Source organism: Actinomadura pelletieri DSM 43383 (assembly GCF_003634705.1).
Lineage (GTDB): Bacteria > Actinomycetota > Actinomycetes > Streptosporangiales > Streptosporangiaceae > Spirillospora > Spirillospora pelletieri.
The window spans coordinates 1,149,125-1,168,951 of record NZ_RBWU01000001.1 but is presented as its reverse complement, the minus strand read 5'-3'; the positions used below and the strand labels follow the sequence as shown (position 1 = coordinate 1,168,951).

General features: G+C 70.6%; 14 protein-coding genes. 3 read left to right on the top strand and 11 right to left on the bottom strand.

The window, feature by feature from the left end:
- Nucleotides 1–64: 64 nt before the first annotated feature.
- Nucleotides 65–1,036, bottom strand: coding sequence for a hypothetical protein (locus tag BZB76_RS05365; protein WP_121433122.1), 972 nt, complete (start codon nucleotides 1,034–1,036; stop codon nucleotides 65–67).
- 3 nt (nucleotides 1,037–1,039) lie between these two features.
- Nucleotides 1,040–1,822, bottom strand: coding sequence for a hypothetical protein (locus BZB76_RS05360; RefSeq protein WP_121433121.1), 783 nt, complete (start codon nucleotides 1,820–1,822; stop codon nucleotides 1,040–1,042).
- Between the two features lie 359 nt (nucleotides 1,823–2,181).
- Between BZB76_RS05360 and BZB76_RS05355 the strand changes: the two genes are divergently transcribed.
- A complete protein-coding gene (locus tag BZB76_RS05355) occupies nucleotides 2,182–3,813 on the top strand; it encodes a serine/threonine-protein kinase (RefSeq protein ID WP_121433120.1) in 1,632 nt (543 codons plus the stop codon).
- Here the strand turns inward: BZB76_RS05355 and BZB76_RS05350 are convergent.
- From BZB76_RS05350 to BZB76_RS05315, 8 genes are all read right to left on the bottom strand, one after another.
- A complete protein-coding gene (locus tag BZB76_RS05350) occupies nucleotides 3,807–4,934 on the bottom strand; it encodes a TRAFAC clade GTPase domain-containing protein (RefSeq protein WP_121433119.1) in 1,128 nt (375 codons plus the stop codon). The genes BZB76_RS05355 and BZB76_RS05350 overlap by 7 nt on opposite strands.
- A complete protein-coding gene (locus BZB76_RS05345) occupies nucleotides 4,931–6,208 on the bottom strand; it encodes a protein kinase family protein (RefSeq protein ID WP_121433118.1) in 1,278 nt (425 codons plus the stop codon). The genes BZB76_RS05350 and BZB76_RS05345 overlap by 4 nt, the downstream gene beginning before the upstream one ends.
- A 20-nt stretch (nucleotides 6,209–6,228) precedes the next feature.
- On the bottom strand, nucleotides 6,229–6,801 hold the full coding sequence (locus BZB76_RS05340; protein ID WP_121433117.1) for a hypothetical protein: 573 nt from the start codon (nucleotides 6,799–6,801) through the stop codon (nucleotides 6,229–6,231).
- Nucleotides 6,798–7,976: a hypothetical protein gene (locus tag BZB76_RS05335; RefSeq protein WP_121433116.1), complete on the bottom strand. Its 1,179-nt coding sequence runs from the start codon at nucleotides 7,974–7,976 to the stop codon at nucleotides 6,798–6,800. Before BZB76_RS05335 ends, BZB76_RS05340 begins: the two co-directional genes overlap by 4 nt.
- Nucleotides 7,976–10,543 (bottom strand): proline dehydrogenase family protein, encoded by a 2,568-nt coding sequence (locus BZB76_RS05330; RefSeq protein ID WP_121433115.1) that lies wholly within the window; start codon nucleotides 10,541–10,543, stop codon nucleotides 7,976–7,978. The genes BZB76_RS05335 and BZB76_RS05330 overlap by 1 nt, the downstream gene beginning before the upstream one ends.
- Nucleotides 10,540–11,799 carry a hypothetical protein gene (locus tag BZB76_RS05325; RefSeq protein ID WP_147449332.1) on the bottom strand — a complete coding sequence of 420 codons (1,260 nt, stop codon included), beginning with the start codon at nucleotides 11,797–11,799 and terminating at the stop codon, nucleotides 10,540–10,542. Before BZB76_RS05325 ends, BZB76_RS05330 begins: the two co-directional genes overlap by 4 nt.
- A gap of 2 nt (nucleotides 11,800–11,801) precedes the next feature.
- The gene (locus tag BZB76_RS05320) at nucleotides 11,802–12,857 is read right to left on the bottom strand and encodes a hypothetical protein (RefSeq protein WP_121433113.1); all 1,056 of its coding nucleotides are present in this window, start codon (nucleotides 12,855–12,857) and stop codon (nucleotides 11,802–11,804) included.
- A 956-nt stretch (nucleotides 12,858–13,813) separates the two neighbouring features.
- Nucleotides 13,814–15,124 carry a vWA domain-containing protein gene (locus BZB76_RS05315; protein ID WP_121433112.1) on the bottom strand — a complete coding sequence of 437 codons (1,311 nt, stop codon included), beginning with the start codon at nucleotides 15,122–15,124 and terminating at the stop codon, nucleotides 13,814–13,816.
- A 1,030-nt stretch (nucleotides 15,125–16,154) separates the two neighbouring features.
- Between BZB76_RS05315 and BZB76_RS05310 the strand changes: the two genes are divergently transcribed.
- Together BZB76_RS05310 and BZB76_RS05305 are read left to right on the top strand one after the other, a co-directional pair.
- Nucleotides 16,155–17,102, top strand: a complete 948-nt coding sequence (locus BZB76_RS05310) for a hypothetical protein (protein ID WP_121433111.1) — start codon at nucleotides 16,155–16,157, stop codon at nucleotides 17,100–17,102.
- A gap of 86 nt (nucleotides 17,103–17,188) precedes the next feature.
- Complete coding sequence (locus tag BZB76_RS05305; protein WP_211342835.1) at nucleotides 17,189–18,523, top strand: family 43 glycosylhydrolase; 1,335 nt, start codon at nucleotides 17,189–17,191, stop codon at nucleotides 18,521–18,523.
- A 702-nt stretch (nucleotides 18,524–19,225) separates the two neighbouring features.
- On the opposite strand, the gene BZB76_RS05295 is transcribed toward BZB76_RS05305, so the two are convergent.
- On the bottom strand, nucleotides 19,226–19,819 hold the full coding sequence (locus BZB76_RS05295) for a helix-turn-helix domain-containing protein (RefSeq protein WP_121433110.1): 594 nt from the start codon (nucleotides 19,817–19,819) through the stop codon (nucleotides 19,226–19,228).
- Nucleotides 19,820–19,827: the final 8 nt, after the last annotated feature.

The following is a 19,827-nucleotide window of genomic DNA, read 5'->3' as shown; positions in this document are numbered from 1 at the left end:
CCACGACGCCGAACGCTGGCGCACGGTTCGAGGAGACCGCGGAACGCGCCTTCGAGGCGGCGCATCACCCCGGACAGTCCACCTCCAACTCCCGAACGACCTGCTCCGCCGCCTTCCTGCGACGGGGGTCGATACTGCGCTGAACCGCGTGTCGCGCGTGGACCAGCGCCCGCAGGGGCTCGGTGTCCTTGAGCGCGCGGGCTAGGAGAAGGTCGGATTTGCCCGGTGATGTCGTTCCGGCCGGGTCGTGTCGTTGGTGCGCGCCGAGCAGGCCGACGGCGTCCGCGAACCGTCCCAGCAGGATGAGCGCGTTGGCGTGGACGAGTTGGGCGCGGAGCGTCGCGTGATGTGAGCGGCCGAACCGTACCCGGCGGCCGGTCAGGACCGCCTCGCTGTGCTCGCCGGCCGACAGGGCCGCCGCCCGGACCTCGTCCGGTTCGGTGGTCTCCTCCGCCTCCATGATCAGGGTCTGGGCGAGAATCAGCTGGGCGATCCAGGTGAACGGACGGTCGGAGCCGTGCACGCGCATCCGCCGCGCGGTCTCCTCCTCCAGCATGTCCAGCGCGCGTTCTAGATCGCCGGGGGCGGCGCGTTCCCGGATCGCCAGCGCCAGGTTCGCGTGCGCCGTCGAGGTCCGGCAGTCGTCCACCGGGAACAGTCGCGTGCGCAGTTCCCATTCGCGCCGGTAGAGCCGGACGGCCAGTTCCCCGTCGCCCGGCCGTCCACGGCGACGCACGTACTGCGCGTGCAACATGCGGATCGTCAGGTACGCGGGGTCGTCGGGCGCCAGTCTCATCGCGGCGGCGCGCCGTGCCAGCCCGGCCCAGACCTCGGCGGACACGGTCGCGTCACGGCCCCGGCTCAGCCACTTCTCCAGTTCGCACTCGATCTGGAGCACCACGGCGCGGTCGACCGTGGAGTCGTGGTCGGCCTCGGTGAGCAGTTCGCGCAGCGGCCGCGGGTCGCCGGTGTCGCCGACGTAGGTGACGAGCGTGCACAGTTCGCTTCGCAGTTCCTGGTCGTGGTCGCCCGGCACCGGTCATGCCCCCTCGGTGAGCAGCCGTAGCGCCTCGCGCGGAACCCAGGTGGGGAGGGCGGCGTCGAGTTCCGCGTCCGACAGGCTCCCGAGCGGCGCCTGGAGGTCGCGGAGGCGGCCGCGGATGCCCTCGACCATCCCGGTGATGGCGGCGGGGGCGTGCAGGATCTCGGTGAGGTCGTCGTAGACGGCGTCGACGACGGCGCCGGAGGACATGCCGAACGGGCCGCGCGCCTCCGTGACGACCTTCGCCAGCAGTTCCCCGGCCCTGGTCTCGGTGATCTCGCATGGCAGGACGGTGCACAGGTCCTGGACGGCCGAGTGCGGCGCGGCGAAGCCGTACACGGTGGCCAGGCCGGGTTCCGCCACGGCCCACCGGGAGAGGACGTCCACCAGGCTCAGCACCGCGCACCGGACGGACCCGCCCGGCAGCCGCGACAGCCCGTTGAGCCAGCCCTGCCGGTGGTCGGCGTACGACCAGATCTTCGCCTCGGCGACCAGGGTCGCCATCGCGTCGCCGTGGTCGAGCCGCGTCCGGAAGTCCGAGGGGCCGAGCGCCTCCTTGAACCGGGAATTGTTGATCGCGTGGTAGAAGGTGGACGAGGAAGTGATTCCGAGTCGCCGGTTGAGTTCGGGACGGGTGGGCCTCGCGGTATACGTCGGCGCCCCCGCGTCGAGAAGATCGCGAAGTGCGCGGTAGATCCGCTCCCGGCCTTCGCTCTTTTCGAGGGACAGCCACCAGCGCGCGGTGGTCGTCCTGTTCAGGCGCGATACGGAGTAGGCCATCGCTCCCCTTGTGCTGACTGATACCTGCCCGCTGCTGGTGCTATGCCCCCACTAGTACATGTCGCATCGCACGGTTGACGACCGTCCGGGAGGACTGTCAGGGATATGGCCACTATCTGTCACTATTCGTGCTTTTTATCCCCTGACTAGGCCGAGATTCGGAAGCCTTATGCGGCCCTCGCGGCCCCTCCGAAACCCCTTGATCACCAAGAGTGATCGCGCGCGGGACGAGTGGGCCGCCCCCGCGCCGCCGCCTTCGCGGCCGAACATGGTCACGGCCGGGCGGCGGCCCACCCCTGCCGCGCTCACCAGGGCGGGTGCACGGCTCGTAGGATTGTGGTCACGGGCGGGGAGGGGCGGTGCTGGGGTTCGAGTCAGGGGTCGATGAGTTTCCGGACGCTCTGCTGGATCGCGTCACGAGGGTCCGGCCGCTCGCGGTCGGCGGCGAGGCGGTCGTGTTCCTCGTGGAGCCGGACGGCGACTGGTGCGAAGGCGCGTCCGAGGCCGTGGTCAAGGTCAACAAGGCGGCCCGGGTGGACCACCACCAGATGCGGCTGCTGTCCCTGCACCGGTTCGTCAGGCACGTCCCGCGGATCTTCGACTACGGCGACATCGAGGTACACGGCGAGACCGTCGGGTGGATGGCCCAGGAGTACTGCCCGCACGGCTCGCTGCACGACGTCATCCACGGTCGCGCGGCGCCCACCGGGGACGCGGAACCGCGCCAGATCATCGCCGAACTCGCGGACTGCCTGAACTTCTGGGTCGTCGAGCAGGGGTTGACGCACACCGATGTGAAGCCCGCCAACATCCTGGTGCGGTCACGCGACCCCTACGAGCTGCTCATCGGCGACTTCGGTGGGACGGCCCGCGACGTCCGGGACCGGTCGCCGAACGGGCGCGGGCCCACCGAACAGGCACCGAACGAACACGCGCAGCGTGGACGGATGGCGTTCACGCTGTCCTACGCCTCACCGGAGACGCTCCGCGGCCGTCGCGGCGCCCCGGCGGCCTGGTGGGCGCTCGGGATCATCGCCTACGAGCTGCTCCTGGGCCGCAGGCCGTACGCGGGCATGGCGCCCGGCGAAGTACGGGCGATGCTGCGGGACGGGCGCCGTCCGGCGTTGACCGACGTCGACGATCCGGACTGGCGACGGTTGATCGAGGGCCTGCTGACCGTCGATCCGGAGCGACGCTGGGGCTACGAGCAGGTGGCGGCGTGGGTGGCCAGGACGAAGCGACCGGTGCGCTTCAACGGCCGCACGTACCGGAAGATCGAACACCTCGTCGACGACCTCGAGCAGAACTGGGCGCCGGGCATCGACTGGCTGGCCGCGAACGGCGGCAGGGTCGCCGACTGGCTCGTCGAACTCGGCGCGAGCGACCACGAGGTGACGTATCTGCGCGGTCTCACCCCCGGCCGGGCGGCGCGGGCGCTGGGCAGGCTGACGGCGAGCGTCCTGCCCGATGTGACGCCCCGGTACGAGGGGCGTCCGATCAGCGCGTCGGGGCTGCTGGAGCTGGCGCGGCGCGGGGACGCCGAGCAGCGGTTGCTGCGCAGGGCGTTGGAAGATGGTGCGCTGGAGTACGCGGCCGGGCACGGCTGCGCCCATTCCGGCTGCCAGGGGCGGTGCGCCGTCCTCGACCGGGTCGACGCGGAGGTCCCCGAGATCGTGGACTTCGTGGCGGCGAAGGTCGGTTGGCTGCGCGACCGGATCGTCCGGAGCTACCGGGGGCGGGCCCCGGCGGAACTGCCGTCCGAACGTGAATGGACGACGGTGTGGGCGTGGGCGACCGAGCTGACGCTCTCACCCGAGGCCGCCGTCCAGGCCCGCGCGCTGGCCGCCGGGGTGAGGTCCGACGTGCCCTGGTGGCTCGACCGGCGGCGGATCGCCGCGACGGCCGATCCGGCGACCGTGGAGGGCCGGGGCCATCTGGTCGTGACGCTGCTGCTCGCCCGCCACGCCCGGCGCGCGGCCGCCGTTCAGTAGAAGGACTGCGGATCGTCCATGGACACCTCCGGCTGGTCCATGTCGATCTTCGGGAGCAGCCCGGCCATGCTGAACAGCGACAGCAGCGGACGCAACACCCGCTTCGGTCCGAAGCCCTCGTCAGGGAACTCGGTCGCGTCCTCCCTCGGTTTCGAGACGCCCGACGCGGACGCGAAATGGACGGTGACCGGCGACCCCGACTCGAGGGGGTCCAGCCAGTGGCTCGCGCCGTGCCGCCTCAGGAAGGCGCCCGCGTCCACGGTCTCCACGAGCACGCTGCGCAGGTCGTTGAGGTGGGTCTCGTCCCTGCGGCGAAGCCAGCGCGTGACGGTGGCGTCGTCGTCGAGACCGTCCAGCATGTCGGACTTCGCGACGACGATGACGGCCGGGGGAAGCCTGCCGTCGCCGGTGACCCGGGTGCGCTCCAACTGCTCGATCGCGTGCATGAAGCCCGGGTCGGGGACCCAGTCGCGCCAGCCGTCGCCGGACCTGAGCCTGCTGCCGTCCGCGACGTAGATGACCGCGTCGGCGGCGCTCATGAACGGTGTGTCGTCGTAGCTGAACCTTCGGAAGTGCTCGCCGGGGACGTCGAAGAACCCGACCGCGTGGGTCCGGCCCGTCTGCCGGCTCTGCACGCGCAGGGCGTAGGCGAACTCGGGCTGTCCCGGACGGGTGCCGCCCAGTACCTCGTGGCGCACCAGGAACGGGGTGACGCGTTCGTCGTAGAACCGCTGCCGGAGCCGACCGTCGAGCGGCCCGATCCGCAGCTCGCGTCCGAACAGCGAGCGGCTCCGCTCAAGCTGCGCGATCATCGCGGTGAGCAGATGCGTCTTCCCCGCCGCGCTGTCGCCGACCAGGCCGACGACGAGCGGCTCCAGGTACCCGTAGTCGGCGGGCAGCAGGTGCGGCTCACCGTTGCCCCGGCACTGCCGCATGGCGCCGAGCGTCCGGTGCCGGTAGTGGGTCTCCGACTCGTCCGGTCCGGGTGTGAGAACCTCCGGCCCTTCGGGGGTCTCCTTCACCAGCGGCACTTCGCTGAAGTCGAACCAGTCGAGCTGGTTCAGGCAGTACGGACAGGTCGTGAGGCGTCGTTCGACCTGGCCGGGAAACGGTTCGGTCATGAGAACACCACCAGGAGGAGGATCACGGCCACCAGCGCGCCCACGGCGACCCACACGAGCGGATGCGGACGGCGACCGCCGTCCTCGCCGACACGGAACGGGAAGTCCGGCGGCAGGCTGCCGGGTTCCGGTCGAGGTCGCCGGGACGGGGCCGGACCGGACCCCGGCACCGCCGCCCCCACCGGCTGTTCGGGCTGGCCGTGCATGTTCGTCACCTTCTCGACGAGATACTTCCGGAACTGGCGGTCTTCACGGTCATCCGGCGGTTCGGACGGGTCGTCGCCCAACCGGCGCGTGCTCCCGGTGTCCGTTGGCTTCCTCGTGTCCTGATGCGTCCTCGTGTCTTGGGACGTCTTCGCGTCCTGGGACGTCTTCGCGTCCTGGTGCGTGTGCGCGTCGTCCTCGGGCGTCGCTCCGATGTGGTGTTGTGTCTCCGTGTCGTCCGCCCGCGTGGGTTCCCGGTCCTTCTTGGGCTCGGGGCCGCGCGGCGGCACCGGCCGCCTCGGACGGACGGGACGCGGCCACCCCACCATCGCGGCCAGCAGTTCCTCGGCGGTGGGCGACTCGCCCTCGTACACGGGCCGGAGCACCATCGCGAGGCAGGGACGATGCGCCTTCAGCCAGCGGTACTCCTGCTCGGCCGACCCGGCTCCGTCTGCCTGGTAGCCGAACGCCGAATCGTCGCCGGACGCGAGCCAGTAGAGCAGCCCGGCGGCGTGGCGCACGTCCCGGACGGCGCCGTCCTCGGCGTCGGTCTGGGTGGTCGCCATGCTGAGGTCGGCGATCTGCAACCCTTCGCCGTCCCAGAACACCGTGGTGGACGAGATGGCGCCGTGCACGTAGTTGTGGTGGGCCAGGATCTGCAACGCGGACAGCAGGTCGTGGGTGGGCTGCCACAACTCGTCCTCGGTCGGCATGGTCGTCGCCAGCCGCTGGGCCGCCGCCCGGCCACGCCGCCGCTGGACCAGCACGGCGCCGCCCTCGGCCGGATCGAGGTCGTAGCCGATCAGCTCGGCGAACCGGCCGTCGTTCACACCGGCCCATCCCAGGCCGCTGAGCACGGCGATCTCGTTCTCGACCGCGCGCCTTCCCCTGTCCCAGCGGGCGACCTTGTACAGGCAGTCGACGTCCGTGAGGCCGCCGCCCCGGACGGTGCCGTAGTGACCGGTGAACCGGGTGCCCCTGACCTCGCCGCCGTCCAGGGTCAGCGTGAACTCGACCCGGTCGCCCGCGGCGCCGGTGCGCGTCAGGAGCCTTGTGATCTCGGTGGTCACCCCATCACATCCCGTGTCGATCAGTTCTGGTAGAAGAAGACGATGAGCTGGACCGAGCTGTTGCCCGCCCCGCCCGTCCAGGCCGCCCGGTAGATCGCCGCGCGGAAGCGTGGATCACCGGACTTGATGGCCTTTGCGGCGTTCCGGCCGAGGACGACCCCGCTGTCGGTGTGCTCCCTGGCGCCGTAGACGAGGTAGAAGCCGACCTGCGCGTCCTCGCCGAGCTGCGCCTCGCAGCGGGCGCGGCCACCGGCGCTCCGCATCTCGGGCCCGTGCAGCCAGGACCGGCTCCTGCCGTCCACCGCCCGGTCGACCTTGGCCAACAGGTCGGCGGTCGCGGCGCGGTCGCCGCCGAGCAGCCCCTCCGCCTGGACCGGGATCATGAACTCGCAGAAGTCCTGGCCGAGGACGCGCGGCCCCTGCGGAGTGGGCCGGTCGTCGCCCCGGGGTTCCTGCGGGATCTCGGCGGGACGCTGCACGGCCATCGCGACGAGGAACAGCACGAGCATCAGGTCGGCGAACAGCCAGCCCGCGAGATGGGCCGCGCTGAACCTGGAGGCCCGCCGCGACCGCCGGGACGCGCGCCCGCTCACCGCGGCACGCCCCCGTCCGCGTCGCGCTCACCCGCGTCCCGGGCGTAGGCGACGAACGCGCGGGACTCGGCGACCAGGTCCTCCAGCCGGTCGAGCGCCACGCCGAGCCGGTCGGTGCTCGCGACGAGCCGGTGCACCGAGCCGCTGATCAGCTCGTGTCCCGAGTCCTGGTAGTGCCGGACGGTGTCGGCGTGGTCGGTGGCGGCGAGCGTCGCCCGTTCGACCTGTGTGACCAGGGCGGCCAGTTCGGCGCGCAGTTCGCGTTGACCGGCGGCGATGTCGTCCTGCAACACCCGGAACGCCGCCAGCGTCTCGGCGGGCGCCTGAATCGCCTCAAGCGCCCGTTCCAGCGCCGCGGACTTGTCGATCCAGGCCTGGAGGGCCTCCTCGATCCGTTTGCCGGTGCTGCTCTCCAGCGCCGCGCGGATCTCCTCGGCGGTGCCGGCCAGCCGGTCGACGAGCCCGCCGACGCTGGTCTCCAACCGGCGGACCAGCGCGCGGACGTCCCGGTAGGACATCTGGTCGTCGGGCGTCCCGGCGAGCAGGTGCGTCGCGAGCGCCAGGTCCTGGGTGATCCGCACGCGCTCGTCCTCGAAGCGGGGACGGTCGAGGCGGTTCTCGCACGCGTTCACCGCGATCGCGAACACGATCACGACCGCGACGGTGACGACGACCCACCACGCCGTCGTCGACAGCGGGTCGAAGTCCTGGACGCCCTGCCTGATGTGGTCGCGCTGGAACGAACCGGCCTGCCAGCCGAGCAGGAACGAGGACTCGCTGCCCGCCTTGCCGTAGGCGCTGAGCGCCTCGTGGAGTTTCAGCCAGGTGATCAGGATCGGCACGAAGACGAGCACGTCCCGCAGCAGCCGCGCCCAGAACAGCACCAGTTCCAGGACACGGGACGGCGCCGGTTCGGGCAGCAGCGCATCGGCCGGGTAGGCGGTGACGAGGTCGACGCCCGCCAGGGCGCGGCCACTGGCGGGGTCGAGATCACGGGCCAGCCGACGCAGCAGCACGGGACCGGTCGCGTCCGCGCCGTGGGCATGCCTGTCCGCCTTCGCGGCGTAGCCGTCCAGCCGTTCGCTGATGGAGCGCAGCCGCTCGTCGGCGGTCAGGGGGTCCGGGGCGGACCGGTGGTCGGTGCCGCTCGCGGCGGGGGCCGAAGGTGGGGCCATCAGTCGTTCTGTCCTGTCGGTGCCTTGGGCGGCTTCGTGACGGTCACGGTCACGGTCGGGGTCACGGTGGGGGTCACCCGGCGGGGCGGGTCATCGTCCGATCCGCCGCGCACGAACAGGATGTAGATCAGCAGCACCAGCACGAGCGCGAGGACTCCGCCGCTGATGAGCGCGTTGCGGTTGAGCCCCAACCCGGCGCCGGGGAATCTCCTCCCGACTTCGTCGGCCTGGTGGTGGTCTTCGCCGCAGACGCCGCACGCCCTGTCGCCGCCGCCGAAGGAAGGGGGCTGCTTCGGGTCGGGGCCCCCCGGAATCGGATCCCGGGGGGACGGTACGGGCGCAGGCGTCGGAACGTCGTCCGGCTCGACCTGTTCGACCTGCGGGGGACGGAAGTACGGGCCGCGCGTGATCTGGCGGACCAGGTCCTCCGACAGCCCCATTTCGACCGCGTGCCGCTGTGTCTCGCCGACCAGGACGGTCAGCACCGCGTCCGTACCGGCCGCCGCGAGGACGGCCAGACCGAACGATGGCGGCCCGCCCAGTGCGAGCAGTTCCTGGACGTCGGCGACGCTCAGGCCCGCGCCGTCCTGCCTCGCCCGGTCCCCCACGCGGTAGGCGCCGCCGATGAAGTGCCCGTAGGCGGCGAGGCGACGGTCGGGTGCCGCCTGCCACGCCGATTCGACCAGGTCGATCAGGAAGCCGTTCTCCAGCAGCGCCCTGCGGTTGGCCTGACGCTGGTCGGCGTCGTGGCGGCGGGTCCGTAGCAGTTCGCAAACGGGAACCAGCAGACCCGGCTGCCCCGGGCGGGCCGCCAACCCGAGGATGAGGTCGGCGCTGCTGAACCGGCGTAGCAGCTCTTCCAGAACCACCTGTGGCGCGTTCCGGTTGTAGGCGTGCGCCGCGACCTGGAACACGAGGTCGCGGCGTTCGACGACGGCGGCGACCGCCGTCCACGGCCGGTACTCCGTCAGCGCGGCGTCCATCGGCAACGCGCCCAGCACGGCCTTCATGTCGACGATCGGGGCGCCGTAGGCCAGGTGCAGGACGATCCGGTAGAGGTGGGTCTCCTCCTCGGCGGTCGCGTCACCGGCCGCGACCAGCCGGTGGATCGTCTCGTGGAACGTCCCGGTCTCCCGCAGCAGCGCGCGGACCTTCTCGTTCCCCGCCCGGTCCGTCGAGCGGCGCCAGCGGTCGTAGGCGGCGCGCATGAAATGCAGGGCCGCGTCGGTCTGACCCTCCGCCGCCATCGACGCCGCCCAGCTCAGCAGGTCCTCCACGGGGATGCCGTGCAGCGCCTTCCCGACGGTCGGGTCGGTCGTCACCTCGACACCGAACCAGAGCGCGAAGTACACCGCCTCGTACTGGTGCCACGGGGTGACCTGCGTGAGCCCACCGAACCAGTTCGCGAGGACGCGGGACGCCTCGACGACCGTGATGTCCATCCGCCGCGCCGCGTCCGCCAACGGCTCGGCCACCTCCCGCGACTCCCCGGCCTCGGCGAGGTACCGCTCCGCGGCGAGGATGCGCAGCGTCCTGGCCGCGTTGCCGAGCCCGCGTGGCGGGTCGGCGGCCCAGCGGCGCAACCGGTCGGCGAACTCCACCGCGCCGACATGCCGCAGCTCGGCGCGCAGCCGGTCCTGCCCGGACGGCCCGTCGAGATGGCGGCGCGCGTCGTCGTCGAGCGTCCCGGCGAGCGCGCGGTCGATGAGATCCAGGACCTTCGTCGCCCGCTGGTGCTCGCTCTCCACCCAGTCCAGCAAGGTGGCCGGGGTGGTCAGCGGCGTCCGTGGCGGGGCCGCGTCCGGGAGGGCGGCGAGCAGCATGGCACCCCGGTCGAGCCGCGCGTCGCCGGTCGGCGCCGTGGTCAGCTGGACGCGGCCGCGGCGGGCGTCGTCCAGCTCCGACACGAGCAGGCGGGGCCGCAGCTCGGCACGGGTGACGGTCGCGCCGAGCATCATCGTCCACGGCTCGTCGCCCGCCACCCCGCCCAACCGGCGGACGAGCCCGGCGACCAGGTCCAGATCGCCCGGCACGATGACCGCCGCGTACCGGTCCGTGGGCGCCGCGAGCACGCCCGCGAGCAGCCCCGCCAGCGGCTCGTGCCGCAGCGGAAACGCGTCCATGGCCGTGCGGGCGAACGTCCGCAGCTCCGCCGCGTCCCAGGGCGACAGCGAGTCGGGCAGGCCGGGCACGTCGTCGGGGGTCACCCAGCCCGGCCAGGCGTGCAGGCCGAGCGCGAGCCGCGCGTCGACCGTCGCGGCGGGGCCGATCAGCGCGTGCACGAGCTGGGAGACCCGGCCGTTGGCGTCCCGGGCCGGCAGCAGCCGCAACGCGACACCGTGCTGACCGAGCCGCAGCGCCCCCAGCGCGACGCACTCGGCGGCGCCGTAGTGCCACTGCCCGACGGCCGCGTCACCCCCGACCAGACGGTCGTTCCACAGCCGCAGGCCGTCCCTGTCCAGCGAGGACGCGACGGGACCGAGACCGCTGCCGCCGATGAGCAGCCGTTCCGACCAGGCGAACACGATGTGGTCGACGCGGTCGGGCGAAGGAGCGGATTCGCTCATGCGTCCTCCGGTACGGTGCCGAGGCTCTCGCGGGGCAGGACGCCCTTCATCGCCAGCAGGGACAGCAGCGGGCGAAGCACCCGCTGGCGGCGGAACGACTTCTCCGGGTACTCGCCGTCCTGCGCCTCGACGCCCGTGGCCGACGCGAAGTGCAATGTGGAGTCCGCGAACTTCTGGACGGGGACGAGCCACGACTCCACCCCGCGCGCCTTGAGGAAGGCGTAGGCGTCCTCGGACTCCTGTTCGACCGTGTGCAGATCGAGGTCGTCCTTGCGGCCGAGCCACTCGTCGACCTCTTTGAAGACGCGCAGCGTGTCCGACTTCGCGACGACCATGGCGGCGGGGATCGGCAGGAACTCCCGGCCCCGCCCCGGATGGACGTGCGCGAGATGGGACAGCACCGCGGTGAACCCGGGGTCGCTGGTCCGGCGGCCGTGCCGCGTGTCGAGGCTCGCGCCGTCCGCCACGAACATCAACGCGTCCGCGATGGACATGAACGGGGTGGACGCGGCGATACCGCCCCGCGTGAAGATCTCCCCGGGCACGTCGAAGATCAGCAGTGCGTACTGCTCGCCGGTGTGCCCGCTGGTGATCCGGTACGCGCAGGCGAACTCCGGGGTCACGGGGAGCCGGGTGGCGGGCAGCAGCTTGCGTTCGTTCAACAGGCCGAGCTGGTTCCGGTCGAACAACTCCTGCTGGAGGCGCGGGTCCAGGGGGAGGACGTCCAGCCGGTGGGAGATCTTCAACGCGGACTGGCCGAGTTCCTCCATCATCGCCCACAGCAGGCTGGACTTGCCCGACCCCGCCTGCCCGACCATGCCGACGATCAGCGTGGTCATGCCGCCGATCGCGGCGGGGATGAAATGGTCCTCGTCGGTCATCTCGCAGACCCGCCAGGCGTGCATGGTCCGGTTGCGCCAGCGGACCTCGTTCTCGCCCGGCGCGCGCACCAGCGCGACCTCGCCGTCCGCCGTGTCACGGCTGATCAGCGGGGCGCTGTCCCAGTCGAACTCGCTGAGGCAGTAGGGGCACACCATCCTGCGTCCCGGCGGATCGTCCGGCGGGCCCGGAGTGCGGGGCCTGCGCGAGAGATTCTCCGGCTCCTTCTCGAACGACGGCGGAGAAGGCGGCGGTTCCGCGGAGCCCGGCGGCGTGTACTCGATGCGGGGCTCGGGTGGTGTCGACGGCGGCATCGGATACGGCGGCCCGTCCCGCCTGGGCGGCATCTTCGGACGCGGGGCTTCGAGATCGCTCACGTTTACCTCACCACCAGGACGAACAGCAGAACGGCGACCAGGGCGAACAGACCGAACACGAACCACGACCGGGAACCGCCTTCAGGCGGCGACGGCTCCGACCCCGCCGCCTGCGCGGCATGCGCCGCCGGTCGGGCCGCGGCCCGCGCCTGTTCCGCGGCGCCGGCCCGCCTGGGCTTCGCCCCGGCCCGGTTGAACTCCCGCTGCTGGCGGCGCAGCTCCCGGAACTCCCGGCGATGCGCGTCCAGCCCGACGTGCCGCTCGTCCGTCCCCGGACGCTCCTGGCCACCTTCCTGGGCGGGGCGCCGCTGGACGGGACGACTTCGCTGCAGCCGCTCCGCCATCTCCTTAGGCGTCGGGGGAACGTCGGCGAGCAGGGCCGGTTCGAGGGCCTCGGCGAGGCGGGGAGCGGCGTCCGCGAGCCTCCCGAGCGCCGTCGCGGGACGGCCGTCGGCGCTTCCGGTGGCGAGGCGGCACAGCAGCAGCGCCGCCGCCCGCGCGTCTGGGACATCGCTGACCGGCAGCCCGGTGGGCGACCCCAGCGCGGACTCGTGCAACCCCGCGATCGTGAAGAGCGGCTCCACATGACCGAAGTTCTGCAACTGGATCTGGAGACCGTCCCAGAACACGCTGTCGGCCGACACGGCCCGATGCGCGAACCCGAGGTCCGCGAGCGTCGCCAGCGCACCGAACAGGTCGCGCGCCGCCCTGTCGAGCTGGGTCGCGTCGAGCCGCAGCTTCGGATCGCACCGGGAGATCGGTACGCCGCGCCTGGTGACCATGAGGCAGACCGGGTCCTGCGCGGTCCGAAAGCCCAGCAACCGGCCGAACGCGGTGTGCTTTCCGCTCATCCGGTTGTAGGCGTCGGCCTCGCGGCGCAGCACCTTCGTCCCGGTGCGCGACACGGCGGTCTTGACCAGGGCGTCACGGTCGCCGGTCCGGCCGTAGCGGTGTACGGCGAGCTGGTCCTCGTGCTGGAGGTCGTCCTGCGGGGTGAAGCCGAGCTCGACCCGTCCCGAATGACCGAAGGGCTTCTGCAGGACGAACGTTTCTTCCACCGGCGCCCCCGCACGTCCGATATTGAGCTGGATTCCGTGCTCATATTTACGGCATTAGGGGTAAGAAGCTCAAGTTGGCCACAGTGATTGTTATACAGTGCACTGGTCTGGACCAGTCCGTACCAGGCCGACAATCCACCCCTCTTTACTACATCGGACCACCCGCCCCCGAGCCCCACCCTCCAACCTCAACAAAATGGCCGGATATGGACATTCCTGGCACTGTCACAACGGCGCCGCAAGCGAACAGACCACTCGCGTAACATCGTGATTGACCATTTCTCTCCACCGCCCCGGCCACCGGTGAGTCACGAACCTGACGCGGGGCGCCGCAACCGCCCACGAACGACCTCCCCGCCCCTGACCAGCACGAATGGTCGACGGGGACCGGCAGCACACATCGCACCAGACCTGCTCGAACCCGTGCCGACACCGACCACTCGCGCCCCCACCACCCACGCACCAACCTCCTGCCCTGACCAGCACCGATGGTCGACAGGGACCGGCAGCACACATCGCACCAGACCTGCTCAGACCGGTGCCGGCACCGACTTCTCGCGCTTGACCGCCCATCGGAAACCCGTCCACGCGCTGTCCGGCATCACGACGGGACCAACGGCTTCACGCGGATCTCCCGCGCACCCGTCCCGCCGCCTGCGGCGGGGTCGCCGCCCGACCCGCGCGACCTGCCACGGCCACGGGCCCCGATCACCGACGACACGTCGGCCAGGCGCGGTCCGCGTCCTGGCGGCCGGGCCGTACTCGGGGCACGTGGCCGGAGGCGGGCCGGCCGCCCGCCAAGGCCCTCTCGTGGCCGCGCGTCCCGCGTCCGACCGTCCCGGTTCGGCAGGAGCCCCGAGGGTGGACATCTTCGTCGAAGACGAGGTCGCCATCCCTCCACGAGCCGCTCTCGATGAGCTACGGAGGAATGGCGACCGCACAACGAAAGGCTCAGATCACTGCTGATCCTCGTCCTTCTTCCGCCGATAAGAGGGGCGTGACTGGTAACCCGACTGACCGGAGTTGCCGGCCTTCATGGCACTGTCCTGGGAGGAGTACTTCGCGGCCCGGCTGATCTGCCCGCGCTGGATTTCTCGTTGCAGGTATTCGAGGGCCTCGGCCTCCTCGGCCAGGTCGTCGACGAGTTCCGCCGGGGCCTGCGCGCGGGCGGCGTCATTGAGCGCCTGCGCGGCACCGATCTCGCGGAGCGCGGCCTGGGTGTCACCCTGCGACAGGAAAGCCGATGCCCGCCTTTTGGCCTGCTGCGTCCGCAGGTAGGCGACCTCGGTCCGCACCACCGGATCGGGAATCCGGCCCGCCGCCTCATCTCCCGGCACCACGTTCACGTGCACGGGAACGGTCACGGTGTGCTCCTTCAGCGTGGGAATTTCCACCCAGGTGAACTCCAGCGTCGCCACCTCGGCAAGACCGAGCGCGCCGATCGCCGGAATCTCCAGGACCACCAGCAACTTTCGCCTTTCGTCGGCGTAGAAACCGCCGAGTTCGGCCCGCACACCGTTCGGCCCGGCCGAGGACGGCAGTTCGTTCAGCAACCGGACCGCCCTGACCCGTTCGGACGGCCGGATCAACACCGAGGCGGCCTGGGCGACCAGATCCAGCAGGTTGTCGACCTCCCCGACGATCAATTGGGCGGCGGTGTCGGGTTCCTCGGCGAACAGCTCGTTCCCCAGCCCCTCCCGGGCGAGCGCCGACATGATCGCCTCGTCGTAGCCCAGACCGTAGCCGAGCGCCGAGGTGGTGACGTTCTGCTCGCGCGCCCCCGCCGCGATCGCGCCGAGCGCTCCCGCCTCGGTGATCCCGACATTGGCGTGCCCGTCGCTGACCACCAGCAATGTCGCCCCGGTCGGCCCGGCCACCGACCGGGCCTCCTGGAGACCGCGCAGGTAGCCCGCCGACAGGTCGGTGGAACCGCGGCAGGTCACCCCCTCGATCGCCCGCTTGACCGCGGCCTTGTCGCGCAGCGGACCGGCCGGCACGACCACCTCGACCTCGTGGTCGAACGTCACGACGCCGAAGTTGTCGCTCGGATCGAGCCGGTCCACGACCGTGCTCAGCGCGGTCTTCGCCCCGGCCAGCCGTCCACCTCCCATGGAACCGCTCCGGTCGAGGACGACGACGAACGTCCCGGCGGGTCTTTCGGTCCGTTCGCCGGACGGTTCCGGGGCCTCGATCTCCATCAGAAGCGATAGTTCGTCTTCGGTCTCGTGCGCCACGATCTCCACGTCGAGATAGGCGTTCACGCGCATGCGTTCCTCCTCCGGTCACCGCCATCGTGCTGGCGGTCACCGCGCCCCCACAAGTCATTTCGCGAAATCGCAGCCATGACGTCGCGCATAACGTCCAGCCGTACCGCGAAATCACCGGCAGCCATCAGGAGTGGAGCGAGGCAGCCGACCGAACGACATCGCATGCGTGATGGGGACCGCGGTCACACAGCCTGGCCAAAGACTACGAAAGTAGACCTCATGAGTACTGGTCGGCCATTGGCCGGCGCCTAAGGAAAGCCCCCTGACCACGAATGCGGTCAGGAGGCAAACCCAGACGTGTGATTACGGTCAGCGGTAAATACCGTGGCTCGTCAGGTAACCAGCGCCATGGCAGTTTCGTCGAACGCCAGTAGCCGACCGCCCTTCAGGCCACACCGCGCGCCGCCGCTACTGCGGCCGTTTCAGGCGCCGTACTCACTCGAAGGGATGCGCGCCCTGGCACGAAAGTGGTCATTGTTCTTGAAACCGTTGGCGTCGTAGTCCTTACAGCAGAGACCGTTGAGAGCGCTGCGCCCGTCGACGGCCGAGGCGTGGGCGTCGACCGAGACCCCCCAGGACCAGCAGACCTGCCGTGACGGTGGCCGGCAGACCGCCGACCGCTATCGCGGTGGTGTGCATGACGTTCTCCGATCCGTCTCGCCGGTTCGACCGGCGAGACACAAGTGTTCGGCTCCGGAGGGCCGACGTGTTCTCCGCGTTCCGAGGGCGGGTCCGCCCACCGCTGCGCCTGACACCGCGCAGCGGAGGCGGCCCGCACCCCAGGACGAGGAGAACCCGCTGCTCAAGGTGTCCGACAGGGCGCCGGACAGGCTCGTCCACCCTCGTCCGGAAGCGGACGACGGGGTCCGACCACAATCGGACACACATAGTCACCACACAGATACTCTGAGCCAAGATCTGGGGGATAATCGAGATCAGGCACGGCAAGACCAAAGCGCAGAGGTCCGACGTGACAATCAGTGATGATTCAGAGGCTTCCCGGACCGTACGTCGGTCCGAGCTGGACTCGGTGACGTGCGGAGAGGAACTCGCGAGACTGCTGTCCGAGCAGTACGCGCGGGCCGATGTGTCGCTGCGCGAGTTGGAGCTGCGGTCGAACAGGTCGGGCGGGACCCGGCTGCCGCGGGCGACCTGTTCGGACATGTTGGCGGGTCGCAGGTTCCCCAAGAAGGCGGTGATGATGGCGTTCCTGCGGGCATGTCAGGTGCCCGAGGCCGAGCTCCCCGACTGGGAACGGGCATGGGAACGGGTGAAGATCTCCCAGATCTCCGCCATGCCGCAACTCTCCGGAACGGCCCACACCGGACCCGAGGTCTCCCTCAGCAAGTCCGCGGACCGCGTCGCGACCACGGAGCAGAACACTCGACCGCTCGTGGACAAGCCCGGCCGAGGCCGAAAACGTGCTCGGCGCCGCCTCGTACTGGCGGTCGGGCTCGCCGCCGTCCCCGCCCTGGGCACCGCCCTCGGCCTCTCGGCGCTCACCGATCCGGAACCGCCCCTTCTCCTCACCCTGACCGACGACGGTCGTGCGTTCAAAAGCGGTGGGTCGAGCCAGTTCACCGTGACCGTCGACCCCGCTCATACCGAGCTGAGACTGACCCGCCGTCTCGACGCCATCATCGGCAGACAAACCGCGACCATCTCCGTGGACGGGGTCCTGGCCGCGGTCTGGCAACCCATGCAGGGAGAAGCGCGGGTGTGGAAGGACCAGAGCGTCGTCCTCCCCGCCGTGCTGACAGCGGGGCACCGCGAACTCACCATCACGAACACGTTCGTCTCCTCGGAGCTGGACTTCAACGAGTTCACCTACTTCGTCGACCAGAAGATCAACGGCACCTGGTCCCGAGCCGACACGGTCGACGTCGGTATGGACCATCCGGAGAGTGAAGCCACACATCACTACCGCATCACCAACCAGAACTGGGCGGGGACCCGCCGCCTCAGCTACCTGCAATGAAGCCCCGGCCTGCCCCGGTACACGCCGTCCGCCACGGTGGGGCAGTCCGCGAAACCTGATCGTCCGCACACTCACCAGGGGGGCCTGTGCGATCGGCTGTTCTCACGTTGCTGCTGGTCGTCACCATGTTGGTGACGACAGCGGTGCAGGTCGGCCGGGCTCTGGCGGCGGACACGGTGCGTCCCGCCGTCGCCATCGCCGCCGACTTCCCCGACCCGGACCTTCTCAAGGTCGGATCCACCGTCTACGCCTACTCCACCAGCAGCTCGGCGGGCACGGTCCCTGTCGCCAGCGCGCCGTCCCCTGCCGGCCCATGGACCATACGTGGGGACGTCCTGCCCACGAAACCGTCGTGGGCGGAAAAGGACGGCGGTTTCTGGGCACCGGACGTCTCCCGACGCGCGGACGGTCAGTACCTCCTGTACTTCACCGCCCCGCGCGCCGCGACCACACCCAGGCGCATGTGCGTCGGCGCCGCACTCGCGACCAGCCCTCTCGGCCCGTTCCAACCCATCGGCGACGGCCCCCTCGTCTGCGACCTGGCCGAGGGCGGCGACATCGACCCGACAACCTTCGTCGACACCGACGGAAAGAGATACCTGGTCTACAAGAACGACGGTAACGCGCTCGGAAACATCCCCTCGATCATCTGGCTCCAGGAAGTACGCCCCGACGGCATCACTTTCATCGGCCCTCGAAAAGAACTGCTCCGCAACAATCACCCGGCTGAGGAAGGAGTGATCGAAGCCCCCGTACTGATCAGGCGCCCGACCCAGTACGTCCTCCTCTACGCAGGCGGTCCCTACTGCAGCAACGACTACTTCACCAGTTACGCCGTGTCCCCTTCACTCACTCGCCCCTTCACCAAGGCCTACCGCCCGCTGATGACGACCGGCACCCTCGACGGCGCGGTGCAAGGCCCCGGCGGCGCCGACGTCCTCGGCGACCGGATCTTCTTCCACGGCTGGGTAGGAACGTGCGGTGCCGGCGGCGTACGCTGGGCATACACGGCCGACCTGGGCTGGGCGAACGACCACCCCGTCGTGCGAGGAAGCCGCGTTCGCTACGAGGCCGAACGCGGCGCCGTGAACCACGCCGTGGTCCGCACCGGCGCCGTCGGCGCGTCCCAGGGCGCCGTCGTGGCCAAGCTGGACTACCAGGACAGCTGGGTCGACCTTCAGGTATTCGCACCGGCCGCCGGGGAGTACACCGCGCGCGTGGCATATGCCGCCGGGGGCGGCAATGCCCAGCACGCCGTGACAGTGAACGGCACATCCCGGTTCGTCCTGGATTATCCCGCCCATGGTTGGGACAACTGGAAACAGGTCATGGCCTCCGTCAACCTGACCCGAGGATGGAACACCATCCGTTTCCAACACCACAACCGCTGGGCCGAACTCGACTACATCGAAATCGCCTGACCCCGACCTGGACGATGGCGAGCGACCCGCTTCCACCTCGCCCCCGGCCGCTACGGCTCTCCACCGTCCACCACCGCGCAGGCGCCGTCAGGGATCCCATCGTCCTGGTAATGCCGCGTCCGACCCGCGTTCACGGCGCCGCTTTCTGGCGGGGGCGGGGCCAGGCACGGACGTGCACGCGTTCGCCCTGACGGCCGAAGACGCTGAGCATTTCAACCGAGCAGGCGCCATGAGAGATCTCATCGACCTGACGTCCCCGCGCCCGGCCCGCGTTCACGGCGCCGCTTTCTGGCGGGGGCGGGGCCGGGCACGGACGTGCACGCGTTCGCCCTGACGGCTCAAGACGCTGAGCATTTCAACCGAGCAGGCGCCATGAGAGATCTCATCGACCTGACGTCCCCGCGCCCGGCCCGCGTTCACGGCGCCGCTTTCTGGCGGGGGCGGGGCCGGGCACGGACGTGCACGCGTTCGCCCTGACGGCTCAAGACGCTGAGCATTTCAACCGAGCAGGCGCCATGAGAGATCTCATCGACCTGACGTCCCCGCGCCCGGCCCGCGTTCACGGCGCCGCTTTCTGGCGGGGGCGGGGCCGGGCACGGACGTGCACGCGTTCGCCCTGACGGCCGAAGACGCTGAGCATTTCGACCGGGCAAACGCCGTTAGGGATCTCATCGTCCTGGTGTGGCCGCGCCCGGTTCGTGTTCAGGGGGCTGCTTTTTGGTGTGGGCGGGCACGGACGTGCATGCGTTCGCCTTGGCGGCCGAAGAGGCTGAGCATCTCGACAGGGCCCTCGCCCGTCGTCCCGAACCAGTGCGGTAGCCGGGTGTCGAACTCGGCGACCTCGCCGGGGCTCAGGTGCAGGTCGTGGTCGGCCAGGATGAGGCGCAACCGTCCGGACAGGACGTAGAGCCACTCGTAGCCCTCGTGCGTGCAGAGGTCGGGCTCGCTGCGGGCGGCCGGGAGGACCATCTTGTAGGCCTGGAGCGGGCCGGTCTGGCGGGTCAGGGGCAGCACGGTGCTGCCGTTCACGCGCTTGGGCTTCAGCCGGACGCGGGGGTCGCCGACCTCGGGCGCGCCCACCAGTTCGTCGATCGGGATCTGGTAGGCCTGCGAGATGGGAAGCAACAATTCCAGGCTGGGACGGCGCTGACCGGTTTCCAGCCGCGACAGGGTGCTCGTGGAGATGCCGGTGGCCTCGGCGAGCGAGGACAGCGTGACGTTGCGTTCGGTGCGCAGCCGCTTGAGGCGCGGCCCGACCTCGGCGAGGGCCTCGGTGACCGTGGACGAGTGTCGCATACCCCCAT